Raw genomic sequence first — 16,672 nt, 5'->3', positions numbered from 1 at the left:
AAACGGCGAAAGCGCCGGAACCGCAGGCTTTGCTTACCGCCTGGAAGGGATCCGCATCATGGTGGTGCCGAAAGGAACCGCTGCCCCGGGTTCAACCGATCAGGCTTTTATCAGCAACAACTAATTAGTAAGATTCACCAAACGCCGGAGAAATTATATGAATTTCTCCGGCGTTTATATAAAATTGATCAAACCGGATTGTTACCGTGGTTAAATCAGCCGGTGTACACAGGGATAAAAAAGAACATTAGAAAACGTCGGAAAGGTTTGAAATTTACCTTTTTTCGGTTTTGATTGTGTAAAGGTTTATTTAAAAGGTGCCATATAATGAACTTAGGATTTTGTTTACTGAAACTGAACAAATTTAATTCTAGGAGGCTTATCTCATGATAGCAAGAGGTTTTACGGACCCGACAGAGCGAATTGAAAAATTAAAAAGGGTTATTTTGGATGCGACACCCTATGTGGAATCAGAACGGGCAGTACTGGTGACGGAAGCTTATAAGGAAACAGAAGGCTTGTCGCCGATTCTGCGGCGAGCAAAAGCGGTCGAGAAGATCTTTAATAATCTGCCCATCACGATCCGGGATAATGAATTGATTGTGGGTGCCATTACAAAGAACCCGCGTTCAACTGAAATTTGTCCGGAATTCTCTTTCGACTGGGTTGAAAAAGAGTTTGACACGATGGGATCAAGAGTCGCGGATCCTTTTCAGATACCCAAAGAAACGGCGAAGGAACTCCATGATGCTTTTTTATACTGGCCGGGAAAAACAACCAGTGATCTGGCAACTTCCTATATGTCTCAGGAAACGAAAGACTGCATGGGCGCAGGGGTGTTTACCGTCGGTAATTATTTTTATGGCGGGGTTGGACACGTGAGTGTCGATTACAAAAAAGTTCTCGAAAAAGGTTTCCGGGGAATCATTACCGAAGTTGTGGAAGCCATGGAAAAAATGGACCGTGGCGATCCCGATTATATTAAAAAACTGCAGTTTTACAATGCTATTATCATTTCATACAATGCGGCGATTAATTTTGCCCATCGGTATGCCGAAAAGGCCATGGCAATGGCAGCGTCTGAAATGAAGCCGGAGAGAAAAAAGGAACTTCTGCAAATCGCCAAGAATTGTATGAAAGTTCCCGGAAATGGGGCTTCCAATTTTTATGAAGCGTGCCAGTCATTCTGGTTTCTCCAGTGCATGCTGCAAATTGAATCCAGTGGACATTCCATCTCACCAGGGCGATTTGATCAATACATGTATCCTTATTTAAAAAATGACCCAACCATCGCAAAAGATTTTGCCCAGGAACTGGTTGACTGCATCTGGATTAAATTGAATGATGTCAACAAAACACGTGATGAAATATCGGCTCAGGCTTTTGCCGGCTATGCCGTTTTTCAGAACCTCTGTGTGGGCGGTCAGGATGAGGAAGGAATGGATGCCACCAATGATGTTTCCTATATGTGTATGGAGGCGACCGCTCATGTCAAGTTGCCGGCACCATCGTTTTCCATCCGGGTATGGCAGGGAACTCCGGATGAATTCTTATTCAGAGCCTGTGAGGTAACCCGTTTGGGTTTGGGTGTTCCGGCCATGTACAATGATGAGGTCATCATACCCGCACTGGTAAACCGGGGTGTAACGTTAAACGATGCTCGGAATTATTGTATTATTGGCTGTGTGGAGCCCCAGTGCCCGCATAAAACCGAAGGCTGGCATGATGCCGCATTCTTTAATGTAGCCAAGGTTCTGGAAATCACCCTGAATAACGGGAAGGCTGGGGATAAACAATTAGGGCCGGTAACCGGAGACATCACGACTTTTACCTCAATTGATGATTTCTTCTGCGCCTTCACTAAGCAGATCCAGTATTTTGTCCATTATCTGGCAGAAGCCGATAATTGTGTGGATATTGCCCACGCTGAAAGATGTCCGCTGCCGTTTTTATCCGCGCTGGTGGATGACTGTATCGGTCGGGGGAAATCAGTACAGGAAGGGGGCGCCATCTATAACTTTACCGGGCCTCAGGCTTTCGGGGTGGCCGATTCCGGAGATTCCATGTATGCCATTCAGAAAAACGTGTTTGAGGACAAAGCCATGACGTTAACGGAGTTAAAAAATGCTCTGGATGCTAACTTTGGCGAACCGATACACAGAACCTGTTCTGAAAGTATTGATCTGAAAGATATGACAACGGAGATGAAGGTTTATGAAGTGGTCAAGAAAATACTCAGCACCAGCGGATCTCTGGATATTGCCAAATTAACAGATGAGGTAGCAGCCATGGAAACGACGCCGAAATCGTATGGCTCCAATGATTATCTGAGAATCCAGGGATTACTGAATAAAACCCCAGCTTTTGGAAATGACATTGATGAAGTGGATTTTATGGCCAGAAAATGCGCTCAAATTTATTGTAAGGAAGTGGAAAACTATACGAACCCGCGAGGCGGACAATTTCAGGCTGGCATTTACCCTGTTTCCGCTAATGTGTTATTCGGTAAGGATGTTGCCGCACTTCCTGATGGACGTCTGGCAACCAAACCGCTGGCTGATGGGGTATCGCCACGAGCTGGCAAGGATGTCAATGGACCCACGGCGGCAGCCAATTCTGTTGCTAAACTGGATCACTTCAGAGCGTCTAACGGAACGCTGTACAATCAGAAATTCTTGCCTGCCGCTTTAGCGGGAGACAAAGGCTTACAGACGTTTGCCGCGCTTGTTCGCAGTTACTTTGATCACAAAGGCATGCATGTGCAGTTCAATGTTATTGATAAGGAAACCCTTCTGGCGGCGCAGAAGAATCCGGATCAGTATCGCGATTTAGTGGTTCGGGTTGCGGGTTACAGTGCCCAGTTCACTGTTCTAGCCAAAGAAGTTCAGGATGATATTATCAGCCGTACCGAACAATCATTTTAAGCGGTTTAGCAAAGGAGTCGTCTGTTATGAAAATCAATTATGACCTGGAAGGAATCGTGTTTGACATACAACGGTTTTCAATACACGATGGACCAGGAATTCGCACAATCGTATTTTTAAAAGGCTGTCCGCTCTCCTGCTGGTGGTGCTGCAACCCCGAGGCTCAATCCCTTAAACCATTGATGATGTATCAAGTCGATCGATGTGTTCATTGTGGGCTCTGTTTACCGGTTTGCCCGCAGGGGGCATTGAGTTCGGAAACAGACGCATTCATTGATCGGGAAAAATGTATCGGCTGTGGGGCTTGTGCCAAAATATGTCCCACCGAAGCGCTGGTCCTTAAAGGGAAGAAGATGACGGTCAACGAAGTGGTTGATATTCTTAAAAAGGATGAAGCTATTTATCGTCATTCGAACGGTGGAATTACCATTTCAGGAGGGGAAGCGCTGGTTCAGTATGGTTTTACAACCGAATTGTTAAAAGCCTGTAAGATTAACGGATGGCATACAGCGGTTGAAACAACGGGTTATATCGGCAGCGAAAGTGCCATCAATGAAGTCTTTTCATATTTGGATCTGGCGCTTCTGGATGTCAAAAGCTATAACGACGAAATCCATAAAAAATATACCGGTGTTTCCAATGCGCTGATTCATAAAAATGCAAAAATAATTGCCGGGATGACAAAGACCGTTGTTCGTGTTCCGACAATACCGGGAGTTAATGCCAACGAAAAGGAAATTAGAGCGATCTGCGGTTTTGCAGCGACCCTTAAAGGGGTGGATACGATTCATCTTTTACCTTATCATACATATGGCGAAAATAAGTATGAATTGTTGGGCAGACCCTATAAACTGGAAAAAACGCCGTCGTTGACGGAACCGGAAATAGATGCTTTAGAGGAGGTGGTGAAAAGTTGCGGCTTTCATTGCGTTATTGGCGGATAAGAAAACCGCTGATGAATAACAATAAATAATAAACAGGATATGATTAAATGTGATAGCTATAGGAACTAGCACTTTAATATTATCGCAGGGTTTCCCCTTCTTCCTTCTTCTTTCTGGGGGACCCTGTTTATTTGCGTAAAATCACAAACCGAAAGATGTTTATAAGCGTTTGTAAAAAACAACTGCATAATTATTGACTGCATAAAAAAAACTTTATTAAAAAAAACAATAGGAGAAAAAATCATTCATTTATCCGTGCTTTAGTAATCGATATTTAGGGACCATGGAGATTGGAAATCCTGAAACACTCGTTGCAAAAAGAGAGATAGACCCATAAAATAACGATTTATACGAGGTGAGTATAATGAATAATTATATCAATTCAATTGAAAAAAGTGACGATCGTTTTTTAATTGAAGATTTTGATATTACTTCTTTATTTGGAAAAGAAATGTTGGAAGAAATCCAGGAAAAAGTTTCTACTGCTACCGGTTTGGCTTTTGTTACCGTGGATTACAAAGGTGAACCGGTAACGGAATTAACGGCCTTTACTTCTTTTTGTCAGTTGATTCGTCAACGACATGGAAGCGAAATATTTTGCAAGTCATCGGATGCCTACGGCGCCATTATGGCTGCGGTAACACAAAAGACAAATGTGTATTTTTGTCCCTGTGGGCTGATCGAAGTTGCCATTCCCATTATTATCAAGGGTCACTATTTAGGGGGCTTCATCGGGGGACAGATTCGTTGCGAGGATGCCCCTTCTGAGGTGTGTCGGCTGAAAAGCCTACAGCAGCATCAAGTCAATTATGAAGAGAATCCCGAGACGAAAAGCCTTTTCAATGAAATCACAAAAATGCGCTATGCCCAATTTTTGAATATTGCCGATATGGTCTCAATGATTATTACCCAAGTCGGTGAAAAAGAACTGTCACGTCTGGAAGCACAGGAAATCACGCAACAAAAAAAAGAGCTTTTTCATAAACGAGAACAGATTATTCAACGGGAAAGAGATTTAAAAAATGATGAATTAAACACACTCAAGGCACAGATTAATCCGCATTTCTTATTCAATTGTCTGACAACGATTTCAAATTTAGCCATGATTGAAGATGCACCGCGAACCAATGAAATGACAACCATCTTTGCGGAGCTTTTAAGAATCAATTTAGCGACATCGGTTAAGGAACGGCTGTTATTAGAAGAAATCAATAATATCGAACGCTATTTGAAGATTCAAAAAATTCGGTTTGGCGATAAATTTGATTATACAATCATCCGAAATTTCAATGAACAGGAAGTTGTGATTCCCAGTTTTATGCTGCTGCCGTTCGTTGAAAATGCCGTGGTGAACGGGTTGATGCCCCTTAAAGAAAAGGGCTGGTTAAAGATAACGGCGGCGGAAAAAATCGACAGTATTGAGATAATCATTGAAGATAATGGAAAAGGGTTAAGCGGTAAAAAAATCTCGCTGGCAGGTGAATCTGAAAAAGAATTTTCTGATCATGGACTGCTGCAGACTATTCGAGAAATACGAAGACGATTAGTAGATCGTTATGGTGCTCAGTACGATGCGGTTATTGAAAACATCACTGAAAAAGGGTCGATCTGCAGGATTAGCTATCCCAAAAACTTCAATGGAAAGGCGGGCTAAAAATGCCTAAAGTATTGATTGCCGATGATGAGTATTTAATGCGGGAAGCCTTGACGCGGATGATATTGAAAATTGATGGGTTTGATGTCGTCCATGCGGTAAAGACGGGAAAAGAGGCGGTTAAAATCTGTGAGAAAGAAAATATCGATATCATCTTCATGGATATCATGATGCCGGAAATGAACGGAATAGAAGCGGGCCGACGGATTAAATCCAGTAACAAAGAGATCAGCATCTATATCTTAACCGCCTATAATAAATTGGATTATTTACAGGAAGCGCTGAAAATGAAAGCAGAAGAATATCTCTTAAAACCGATTTCTCATGCAAAAATTGAAGAAATTCTTAAACGGCATTTAAACCGGTATGACCTGCCCCAGAAAAAAGATAAATACTTGAATGCGTTACTGAATTTTAAAAGCTACCGGGAAATGTATTATGGGGTACCGGCTTTTGTGAAAAAACTGGATGAAAGTGCTGAAAAAAGCTATCAGAAAACGATCCAGAGTTTTTTGGAAATCTTTGAACATTCGGGAGAAAGTCTAGAAAAGTTAGGTAAAAAAGAATTTGTTCATAAAAAAGAGTTCGAGTTTTTTCTGTTGCAAAGCATGGATCTGGTTTATCGAAACAGAGCGGTGGCAAAATACCCTATTTTAGAAGAGGTCTTTAACTATCTTAATAGCCATCTGGAAGAAAACATCGGGCTGAAGGAAATAACTCGAAACTGCAGTGTCAGTCAGGGCTATTTAAGCCGTATCTTTAAAACTGAATTTGGAATTAGTGTGATGGAATATTTACATATGCGAAAACTGATGCTGGCAAAGTGGTGGTTTTATTCGAAGGATGCCAGCCTGACCGATGTAGCTTATCAGTTAGGCTACAATGAAGTCAGCTATTTCAGCAAAGTTTTTAAAAAGTATGAGCATGTTACGGCATTGCATTACAAAAAGAGTCTGAATGACTAGGGAGGTGAAAAAAATTGAGTGAATGTCTGGTAACCTCGGAATCGGTTACGGAAGGCCATCCCGATAAGCTTTGTGATCAAATATCAGATGGCATTCTGGATGCCTACTTAAAAGAAGATCCGGATGCCCGGGTAGCGATCGAAACGATGGCTTCAAAAGACATCATTATGATTGCCGGTGAAGTGACTTCCGAGGTTGAAGTTGATGTCATCGAAACAGCTCGGAAAGTGATAAAAAGCATTGGTTATTGTGATGAGAAAATGGGATTGGATGATAAAAAATGTCTGATACTGACCAATATCAATCAGCAATCAGGCGATATTGCCAGAGGCGTTGATTGGCAGGAGACTGAGCAGCCGGGGCTATGGGTTCCGTCAAGCAGGGGCTGTCGGTGGAAAAGAACGGGTAATAACAAAGTGATAAAGGAATTAGGTGCCGGAGATCAGGGGATTATGTATGGTTATGCCTGTGATGAAACCCCGAATTTTATGCCGATGAGCATTGATTTGGCCAGTAAATTGGCCATGAAGCTTGGACAGCTGAGAAAAACAAATCAGGTTGACTGGCTGTATCCGGATGGAAAAACACAGGTCACCATCCGATATGATGAAAAAGGACAACCGCAGGAAATAAACAGCGTTGTAGTGTCGGTGCAACACCGCAATGGGGTAGACAATGAAGAGTTATACGAAACAATTTTAAAAGAAGTGATCTTTTCGGTGATCGATATCAAATGGATCACCAGTCGAACTAAATTTCATATTAATCCAACGGGCCGATTTGTCATCGGGGGTCCGATGGCGGATACCGGATTAACCGGCCGAAAAATTATGGTGGATACCTATGGCGGCGTGGGAAAGCACGGAGGAGGTGCTTTTTCAGGTAAAGATCCAACCAAAGTGGATCGAACGGCCGCTTATATGGCCAGATATGTGGCGAAGAATATTGTGGCCGCCGGTTTGGCACAGCGTTGTGAGCTTTCTCTGGCCTATGCCATTGGCTTACCGGAACCCGAAGCAGTTTGTGTCAATACGTTTGGAACGGAACGAATTGATATCGAATGCCTTGAACGGATGATTATGAAGTGTTTTTCATTTAGCGTCAGCGATATGATCGCAACACTGCAGCTAAATCGACCGCAGTATCTTAAGACCGCAGCGTATGGCCATTTTGGCAGAGAAGATCAGGGCTTTGGATGGGAAAAAACCGATCAGGTGGAACTCCTGCTGGGAGAAATATAAAACGAATGGTTAGGAACCTTTTCCCGAATAGACGAGGTGCTTATACATTATCGACTGATGATTATGGATAAGTATCTTTTTTGTGTCGGTAAAAAATGATATAAAAAAAGATAAAAAATGTTGCATTTCATTATCTCTGATGGTAAACTTTGCTTATATCTTAAATAAATTAAGTGAAATTCTGTTTAGTGACGTTTAAGATAGCAGCAATTTCAGCGTTTTTTAGAAATGAGAAAATGCCTCAGGTTTTGGAAAATGCAAATTGACAATTTAATAAATTTATGAAGAATGCCGGGAATCGTTAAGATTCTATTAGGCTTGGTAAGCAGAAAAACGATCAATTCGTAGCTTACCTAAGAGGAATCGGGGTGAAAAACCCAAACAGATGCGCTACCGTGATTGCCGAAAGGCATCAGTCGGGAACTTATTCTTTATAGATGGACATGATCCTTCGCAAATGAGGATTTATGTCAAACAAAGTTCTACAGCAACTTCTGGAACTTCTGTCACACGTCTTTTTTTGGCGCGGATAGGAGTTCTTTTTTTGTTTATATTTTTGTAATCGAAGGGAGTGTTGTAGAAAAGGTACAAGCGTTGTTTTAAGAAAATAAGATTAAAAACGGAAAAGCCAAAGCGAGCGGGCAGCTCTTTTGGGCTTAGGTTCACACACAATAGGAGAGAGAATATGAATAATTTTACAATGATTAGAAAAAGAACAGGAATGCTGATGATCTATCTGCTGATACTGGCTGGTATTTTGATCGCAATGGGGACAATGACCGTTCATGCCGAAGATAAAACCCCGATTAATGTAAAGGTTGTGTTCACGATTGATAACAAAGTGGTGCCATCCAGCATGATAAACGAAGACAGTTCGAAATATCTTGAGGCGGTTTATACGACAAAGCTTGTGGCTCTTGATGGGACAGCTGCCAGTCAGAAGATTATTGATGATTCCGGGGCACATCTGGTGCTGAGTTCAGGGACAAGCGTAAAAAATCCACTGATTTTCAGTGGATTGGCTTCGACTGACTATAGTTTTGATGCGGCGATTCCGAGTTTGCTCAATCAATATACAATCGAATGTACAAACACGCTGCCGACGGGTTACTATTTAAATTACTGGTATGAAAGAGGCGTAACACCCGTTTATGGAACAGATTTTGAAGCTAACCATCCGTCGTTTGCCAATAATGGCAATACAACGGTTCCGGATGTCACAAAACAGGAGCGCTTAATCAGTACGACTGAAACATACATACAAACATGTTTAAAGACGCAACTTCCGGCCAATGTTTCAGGACATGATGCTGTTTTTGGCGTGACAAACGGAAAGACCTATGGTTCATGGCTGATATTTACGGCTGCCAGAGCTGGGTATACGCCACATGATGGTTTTAATGCCGAGTGTTTTGCTGCTTTTGAACAAAAATATAAGGATTCAGAGAAAGTTGACAGCGCTGGTAAACCATTAAACGAAGGTTTTGATGCCAACGATGTAGCAAAGGACGCATTGGCCATCACGGCCATGGGCTATGATGCCAGAAATGTGGCTGGTTACAATCTGATTGAAATGCTCACTAACGGCAAGAACCCTTCTGATGGATATTTCGTGGGACAGGTCAGTGAGTTTGCCATTGATTCCTATCAGTATTTACCGGGTCAGGAAGCATCATATATTCATGATTTGGCAGCAAAGGCACTAACGGGTACGGTTACCCACAGTGATCCATTGATTGATATGTATGTGATGGAATTTCAGCCGATCGCCGCTTATTATGATCCCAATGCGAAAGAAGGCGATCAGTTTTATGATGTAAAACAGGCAATGGAGAAAGTCTTTATCCCTTATTTTTCAGCACACCAGGGATACACGGGGCTATTATACAGTGGTATATCATACAACAACCCATGGTCCAACGCGCAAAGTTTTATTATGCTGGGAATGGGAAATGTTAATCTTTTCCAAACCAGCTTTATAAAGAATGGTTACACCATGCTGGATATTCTCCCCGCCACGACGGAGTCTTTTTCAGCAGATGAAGGGCAGATCGCCAGAGGCTATGAAGCCCTGGTTCGCTCTTATCGGGGAGAAAAGCAGATTTTTGACTGCACCGATATGGTTAACTCCACCGTTAAAGTGAATAATGCCATAGTGGCATTGCCGGCTGTTGATACCATCACTTCAAATAATAAAGAAGCTGCGCAGACAGCACTTAATAACGTGGATAAAGTTCTGACGTCCCTGACATTGACAGACAGCCAGAAAAGCAGCATTGATATGACGAAATACAATGCCGTAAAAGCAAAACTGGGAACTCAGATACCTGTCGTTACCCCCGTAAACTGTATTTATCAGACACATGTAGAGAATATCGGCTGGCAGGATCTGAAAACCAATGGCGACATGAGTGGTACTCAGGGACAATCCCTCCGCTTGGAAGGAATTAAAATAAGTCTGAATACCGCTGCCAATCTGGAGATTCAATATCAAACCCATATCGAAAATATTGGCTGGGAAGATGCCTGGAAAAGCAATGGTGATCTGAGTGGTACAACCGGACGTAGTTTAAGATTGGAAGCCATCAGAATTCAACTGACAGGGGACGATGCAGACAACTATGATATTTATTATCAGGTTCATGCTCAAAACGTCGGCTGGATGGGATGGGCTAAAAATGGAGAAAACGCTGGAACGGCAGGCTTCAGTTATCGGCTGGAAGGCATTAAAATTGTCGTTGTGCCTAAAGGCGAAGCCGCACCAACAACAACGATTGATAATGATCAGGCTTTTATCAGCAATAACTCGTGAAGAATGATTAGGCCTCCTTTTAATGATGATGAATATGGCAAAGCATTCTAATCTGATGAGGATAAATGTTTTTGTCATTGTCATCATTAAAATACACTATAAATAAATGATGAAAGTGATGTTATGAAAGTGATGAAAACAACAAAATTAAGAACTGTATTACTATTGTTTCTAATATCGGTAACGCTATTTTTATTCAGTGGTTCGGTCTTTGCTGAAGAATCGACAAACACACAACAGGTAAGTACCGGAACCATAACTATTTCGGTTGAAAAATTCACATTGGGTGAAGGTTACTATGTAGAACCGTGTCAAATACCAATCTATAGTGGAGATACCGGTATTACTGTATTAAATCGATTTTTAGGTGAGAACAAACTACGATGGAAGGCAAATTATCTCCAGGGAGTTTATGGGGCACAGACTGGAACGGTCAATGTCCCGGCTTGTATTTCGGCGATGGAATCGCATACGGATTTTGGAGCAGCGCCGACAACCGCAAGCGCAATGACAGAAGGACTGACTTATTCGAATCAACTATCTGAAAAAGATTACAGCCCCATGTCGGGATGGATGTATTCGGTTAATAATACGTTCCCGGGGTATGGATTCGATGGGTACAAACCAGTAGATGGGGATGTGCTTCGGGTGCAGTTTACACTCTGGGGTTATGGTGCTGATTTAGGACAGAATTTCCAGGGGGGAATGACACCCATTAATACCACAGATAAAACAAATTTAACGGCTTTGCTGGGTGAAATCAACAGCAGCCCAAATAAAAGCCAATATATGAAGGATTCAACCTTTAGTTCTTTATACAACCAGGCTTATGCGATGATGATGAATTTAGAAGCAACGAATAAACAAATAAAAGATATGTACACCAACCTAAAGGCTGCAATTCCAGCACCGGCAAATTTGGAATCCGTTAATTGTACTTATCGTACGCATGTACAGGATGTTGGCTGGCAGGATTGGAAAAGCAATGGTGTAATGAGCGGAACAACCGGCCAATCCTTGCGGTTAGAAGGAATTGAGGTAAAGCTGGATGATACCACTGCCGATCTGGGCATTCAATATCAAACACATATCGAAAATATTGGCTGGGAAGATGCCTGGAAAAGCAATGGCGATCTGAGCGGTACAACCGGACGTAGCCTAAGATTGGAAGCCATCAGAATTCAGCTGACTGGAGGCGATGCAGACAACTATGATATTTATTATCAGGTTCATGCTCAAAACGTCGGCTGGATGGGTTGGGCGAAAAATGGTGAAAATTCTGGGACAGCAGGCTTTGCATATCGACTGGAAGGCATCAAAATTGTCGTTGTGCCTAAAGGAGAAACACCACCAGACACAACCATCGATCAGGCTCAGTCTTTTATCAGCAATAACTAGAAAGTGATGTGAAATAAATTATGAAACACGGCTTTAAAAAACCTTTTGTGTGTTTTCTGCTGATCATGATGGTGTTGTCCACTGAAAGCTTTTCTTTTGTAAATGCGGGAGAAAACAGTTCAGAAAGTGAAAAGCAGGAAGATACTGTGACGGTAACGGTGGAAAAATCTACCCTGGGTCAGGGGTATTATTTAGAGCCGACACAGGTGAAAATAAACAGCGGTGATACCGTAAAATCGGTATTAAATAAAGTAATTGAAGAAAATGCCGTTTGGAAGGGCAATGATTTAGCAGCAATTATTGGAGCGCAGTCCGGGACTTTATCCATTCCGGAAGAAATATCTTCAATGGGTTGCAATGAGAATTTAGAATCAGCACCGACAACGGATAGTGCCTTAACGACTGGTCTAAATTCAAGTGACCGTTTAGCTGAAAAAGATTATAGTTCCATGTCCGCCTGGATGTGTTCCGTTAATCAGGAATTACGGGGAAGTTCTTTTGGCGATGTTTCCATTAATTCAGGGGATGTTATTCGTATTCAGTTTTCGGTTTGGGGAAACGGTGCTGATTTAGGACGGTCACTAAGTGACAAAATTGCTGCCAATGATGTAGCGGATAAAGAGGCTCTAACGAAGTTTCTGGGAACGGTTAAAAGCAGCCCGTATTATGAACACTATTTGGCAGAAGCTGATTTTTGCAGCAAGTACAACGAAGCCTTGTTAATTGCCCAGGCAATTGATTCAACCCAGACTGCGGTTGATTGTGTTTGCCATGAGTTGCAGGAAATGATTCCAGTAATTGCCAAATCAATTGCATTTGATAATTCAGATTATGAAATCAATGTCAGTCAAACGCAGACAATGACACTTAAAACTGAACCGCTAATTGAAGCAGCAGGAATCAGCTGGGAGTCTTCAGATCCGGTAGTTGCAGTTGTGGATGAAAATGGGATTGTAACCGGTATTTCTCCAGGAACAGCGGTGATCACGGCAGCCACTAAAGATGGATTAAGTGCGAATAGTACGGTAACGGTCAGTGCAATTCCTACTACCGAGCCACAGCTGGGCACAGATCAGTCCTTAACGAAAATTGACGGAAGCCCAGTGCCGAATCTTTCCAGTTCATCAGAAAATACAACGGATTTAAAGGAACTGGATAGTATAACCTTGAATAAAAACGGTCTGATGATGAGTTCAATGGGAATGGTTATATATAAAAGTATCAATCTGGCAGTCGTTACTGCCAAAACGGATATAAGTGCGGCTTATCATGAAACAGCTGCTTATATGTTGGTTGCAGCAGCACAGCCTACCATAGCAAGTGGTTTGTGGGAAATCATTTGCTTTGCTAGAAGCGGCTATGGTGTACCTGCCGGTTATTATGATTCGTACTATAACAGCGTCGTTGCAGAGGTTCAGGTCGGCAATGGAACGATTTCCGGGGATCGAACCAATACCGATTATTCAAAAACGATTATGTCTTTGGCAGCGATTGGAAAAAATCCAACGAATGTCGGTGGGTATAACCTGCTCACAAAACTTGCCGATTTTGACAAGATTAAGCGAGGGGGCATGATGGCCTATGTTTGGGCTTTGATAGCACTTGATTCCAATGATTATGAAATTCCGGTAACAGATACAGGAACACAGACGACCCGCGACTTACTGATCAAGACGATTCTTGCCCGTGAAGTGGTGACAAGCAGTGGAACAAGAGGTGGATTTTCACTTTATTCTGAATCAACTGATGCTGCTCCAGATACGGATGTTACAGCCATGACACTCCAATCTTTGGCAAAATACAAAGATCGGGAAGATGTAAAACCGGTTATTGAACGGGCTCTGACAGTATTGTCTAGTCTTCAGAATCAAAATGGGAGTTACGGAACATTTGGCGCACCGGAAACAGCTGAAAGTACTTCTCAGGTTATCTTGGCACTGACGTCTTTGGAAATTGACCCTGGTACCGATGATCGCTTCATCAAGGGCGGCACCACTACTTTAAATGATTTGATGAATTATTCTGTGTCTGGCGGCGGATTTATGCACATCAAGGCTGGCGGAACGAGCAATGGCGGAGCAGAGCCTGGAACTGTGAATGGAATGGCTTCGTATCAGGCTGCTCAGGCAATTATTTCTTATAATCGCTTTAAATCTGGAAAAACCTGGATTTTTAGAATGACAGACGGATTTAGTGCCGTTACGGATAATAAAACCAATATGAGTGATCTGATCGATAAGTATAATGATCGTTTTGGTAAAAATGGTACGAGTACAGCAGCAATAGATAATACCAGCGGAGAAACGACAGCGGCAACTGGCAGCAGTGCTGGAGGCTTCTCAGCAGGAGAATCAACAGGAAATACGAAAGCGGCAGCTGTTTCTTCAAAAGGCGGGGGAACAGCAGCGGAAGATACTGCTTTTACACCATGGACTTTTGATGGAACCTATACGGCTGCGCCTAAAACAGAAAGCAGTGCGGCGGTTGCAACCGATGGCGAAAAAGACAGAATATTTCAGGATAATATATTTTTGTTGAGTGCAGGTGGGGCAGGTATTGTTGCCACGATTGGAATTTATGCATTAATTTCAAAGAAAAAGAAAAAGATCAGTGAATAGACAAAATTCATTTTCAATTTGGAGAGTATCATGAAAAAAAGAAGAATTCTATCTTTCATCATTACTTTTTTATTGGTGCCCTTAACGATATGGTTTGGGATTGCTTTTTTTGGTGATCGAAAATATTTGATTATTAGTATCCTTATTATTTTTTATAGTTTCATTCCGTTTTCAGTCTCTTTTGAAAGCAGAAAACCGGATGCCAGAGAACTGGTGGTCATTGCGGTTATGGCAGGAATTGCCGCATGCGGCAATTTGGCTTTCTTTATGATTGGTCCATTTCAGGCCGGAACGGCATTGGTCATTATTGCCGGAATTTGTTTGGGGCCGGAACAGGGCTTTTTAACAGGCGCGATGGCAAGGCTGGTTATTAATATTTTTGCCGGTCAGGGGCCATGGACACCCTGGCAGATGTTTTGCTGGGGATTGCTGGGATTTCTTGGTGGCATCTGCTTTAACAGGAATGAGGAGTTTCGTAAAAAAGATATGGATTTTAAAGTCGTTTTTGGACCAATTATTTGTGTGCTGATATCACTCCTATTGGGGTTGACAATTCATATTTTAACCAACCAGACGGGAACATTTTGGGGTTGGCAGTTATATGCTTATGGAGCCCTAGGGTTGCTGTTGGGAACCATTTTTCAACATCAACGATTGCCGGCAGATCGCGGAACCATTGCTGTGTTTGGCTTTCTAACCACCTTTGTTATTTATGGCGGGATTATGAATGTCGCCGCTCTGGTCATGTCGGTCGGGGTTTCGGGTTCTGGAATGGAATTGGACTGGTCATCCCTGAAACTGCTTTATTTGTCAGGTGTTCCATATGATTGTGTTCATGCTTTAGGAACCTGTTTTTTTGGTGCGTTGCTTGGCCCGGTGATGATTGAAAAGCTTGATCGGGTCAAATTGAAATTTGGATTATATCAGTAACAGAGGGGTAAAAGGTTTGGAGAATCTTTAGGGTAAGGAGAAAGAAAAGAATGAATATGAGAAAAATATCTGTTTTCTGCATGTTGCTGGTATTAATGCTGAGTGTTGCTGTGGGTTGCACTAATGTGACTGGATCAGAAGCTAATGCCGCAAGCGTTGTTGAACTGGCAGATAATACGGTCATACCCGATGATGGTGTCATTACCGCTGCACAGTTCAGATCGATTGCGGGAAAAGACCGGACCGTCACCTTCACAGGAACGAGTTCAGAGGGAATTGTTTATGTCTGGTCTTTTAACGGAAAGGATATAAAAAATGCTGCGAATCAGAATTTAAAAGTTGAGTTTATTACGCAAGGGGATGAATTGAATAGTGTCAAGGCCGGAGCGGGAAATGCTCCTTACGGAATTGGATTAAAATTATCGGGAGATAATGGATTAATTACGGTTCCGACGTTAACACTTACCTTGACAGAAAAATGGGATGCCGACAGTGGGGCATTATGCAAGCAGCAGGATACCGCACTTGGTAAAATAAGTGCGGCAGCCTTGGATAATTCCGGAGAGACGACCAAGGTCAGTTTTAATATTATTGAAACCGGGAGTACCTATTATGTTGTCGGGGGAAAAACCATTGCGACGGAACAAACAGCTGGAACAGGAACAACAACGGGAACAACCGGCAGTGGAAGTACCAATAGTACACCGGCTACAAGCGGTGATGCGGCAGGAAGTACGTCAGATAGTTCCGGAAACAGTGCGACAACGGCAACGACCAACACCTGTACGCTTTCGATCAGTTGTTCAACAATTTTAAATAACATGGCTAACCTGACTCAGGGAAAAGCAAGTTTTGTTCCCTCGGATGGATGGATTTTATACCCAACGGAAACGTCATTTACAACAGGGGAATCGGTTCATGATGTTCTTCAACGTGTATGCCGACAATATGGTATACATATGGAGTCGAAATTTACACCGGCTTATAATTCAGCTTACGTTCAGGGAATTAATCAGTTGTATGAATTTGACTGCGGAGAACTTTCCGGTTGGATGTATAACGTTAATGGATGGTTCCCTAATTATGGGTGCAGCCAGTACACAGTGAAAAACGGAGATGTCATTAACTGGATTTATACGTGTGATCTTGGAAAAGACGTCGGGGACAACAGTATGTGGTAAAAATA

General features: G+C 42.4%; 11 protein-coding genes. All 11 read left to right on the top strand.

The window, feature by feature from the left end:
* On the top strand, nucleotides 1-124 hold a 124-nt coding region (locus FZC41_RS10810; RefSeq protein ID WP_148567413.1), incomplete at its 5' end, for a hypothetical protein.
* A 262-nt stretch (nucleotides 125-386) separates the two neighbouring features.
* Nucleotides 387-2,924, top strand: a complete 2,538-nt coding sequence (locus FZC41_RS10805) for a glycyl radical protein (RefSeq protein WP_148567412.1) — start codon at nucleotides 387-389, stop codon at nucleotides 2,922-2,924.
* A 26-nt stretch (nucleotides 2,925-2,950) separates the two neighbouring features.
* Entirely contained in the window at nucleotides 2,951-3,868 is a 918-nt protein-coding gene (locus tag FZC41_RS10800) for a glycyl-radical enzyme activating protein (RefSeq protein WP_148567411.1), read from the top strand.
* Nucleotides 3,869-4,232: 364 nt separating this feature from the next.
* Nucleotides 4,233-5,522, top strand: coding sequence for a sensor histidine kinase (locus tag FZC41_RS10795; RefSeq protein ID WP_148567410.1), 1,290 nt, complete (start codon nucleotides 4,233-4,235; stop codon nucleotides 5,520-5,522).
* A gap of 2 nt (nucleotides 5,523-5,524) precedes the next feature.
* The gene (locus tag FZC41_RS10790) at nucleotides 5,525-6,487 is read left to right on the top strand and encodes a response regulator transcription factor (RefSeq protein ID WP_148567409.1); all 963 of its coding nucleotides are present in this window, start codon (nucleotides 5,525-5,527) and stop codon (nucleotides 6,485-6,487) included.
* Between the two features lie 14 nt (nucleotides 6,488-6,501).
* Nucleotides 6,502-7,728, top strand: a complete 1,227-nt coding sequence (gene metK / locus FZC41_RS10785) for a methionine adenosyltransferase (protein ID WP_148567408.1) — start codon at nucleotides 6,502-6,504, stop codon at nucleotides 7,726-7,728.
* A 685-nt stretch (nucleotides 7,729-8,413) separates the two neighbouring features.
* Entirely contained in the window at nucleotides 8,414-10,540 is a 2,127-nt protein-coding gene (locus FZC41_RS10780) for a hypothetical protein (protein ID WP_243136703.1), read from the top strand.
* A gap of 123 nt (nucleotides 10,541-10,663) precedes the next feature.
* Entirely contained in the window at nucleotides 10,664-11,938 is a 1,275-nt protein-coding gene (locus FZC41_RS10775; RefSeq protein ID WP_243136702.1) for a DUF4430 domain-containing protein, read from the top strand.
* Nucleotides 11,939-11,958: 20 nt separating this feature from the next.
* Nucleotides 11,959-14,556 (top strand): Ig-like domain-containing protein, encoded by a 2,598-nt coding sequence (locus tag FZC41_RS10770; RefSeq protein WP_148567407.1) that lies wholly within the window; start codon nucleotides 11,959-11,961, stop codon nucleotides 14,554-14,556.
* A gap of 30 nt (nucleotides 14,557-14,586) precedes the next feature.
* Entirely contained in the window at nucleotides 14,587-15,486 is a 900-nt protein-coding gene (locus FZC41_RS10765) for an ECF transporter S component (protein ID WP_148567406.1), read from the top strand.
* Nucleotides 15,487-15,536: 50 nt separating this feature from the next.
* The gene (locus FZC41_RS10760; RefSeq protein WP_243136701.1) at nucleotides 15,537-16,667 is read left to right on the top strand and encodes a DUF4430 domain-containing protein; all 1,131 of its coding nucleotides are present in this window, start codon (nucleotides 15,537-15,539) and stop codon (nucleotides 16,665-16,667) included.
* Nucleotides 16,668-16,672 lie beyond the last annotated feature (5 nt).

Origin of the sequence: Acetobacterium paludosum (genome assembly GCF_008086595.1) — a bacterium.
In the GTDB taxonomy this organism is placed as follows: domain Bacteria; phylum Bacillota; class Clostridia; order Eubacteriales; family Eubacteriaceae; genus Acetobacterium; species Acetobacterium paludosum.
Note: the sequence above shows the minus strand (reverse complement) of the source record. Positions and strands in the feature narration are given on the sequence as shown.

What these genes read in the sequence shown, in the direction of transcription:
- FZC41_RS10805 (WP_148567412.1), top strand. Translation starts at nt 387, where the DNA reads ATGATAGCAAGAGGTTTTACGGACCCGACAGAGCGAATTGAAAAATTA.
- FZC41_RS10800 (WP_148567411.1), top strand. Translation starts at nt 2,951, where the DNA reads ATGAAAATCAATTATGACCTGGAAGGAATCGTGTTTGACATACAACGG.
- FZC41_RS10795 (WP_148567410.1), top strand. Translation starts at nt 4,233, where the DNA reads ATGAATAATTATATCAATTCAATTGAAAAAAGTGACGATCGTTTTTTA.
- FZC41_RS10790 (WP_148567409.1), top strand. Translation starts at nt 5,525, where the DNA reads ATGCCTAAAGTATTGATTGCCGATGATGAGTATTTAATGCGGGAAGCC.
- FZC41_RS10780 (WP_243136703.1), top strand. Translation starts at nt 8,414, where the DNA reads ATGAATAATTTTACAATGATTAGAAAAAGAACAGGAATGCTGATGATC.
- FZC41_RS10775 (WP_243136702.1), top strand. Translation starts at nt 10,664, where the DNA reads ATGAAAGTGATGAAAACAACAAAATTAAGAACTGTATTACTATTGTTT.
- FZC41_RS10770 (WP_148567407.1), top strand. Translation starts at nt 11,959, where the DNA reads ATGAAACACGGCTTTAAAAAACCTTTTGTGTGTTTTCTGCTGATCATG.
- FZC41_RS10765 (WP_148567406.1), top strand. Translation starts at nt 14,587, where the DNA reads ATGAAAAAAAGAAGAATTCTATCTTTCATCATTACTTTTTTATTGGTG.
- FZC41_RS10760 (WP_243136701.1), top strand. Translation starts at nt 15,537, where the DNA reads ATGAATATGAGAAAAATATCTGTTTTCTGCATGTTGCTGGTATTAATG.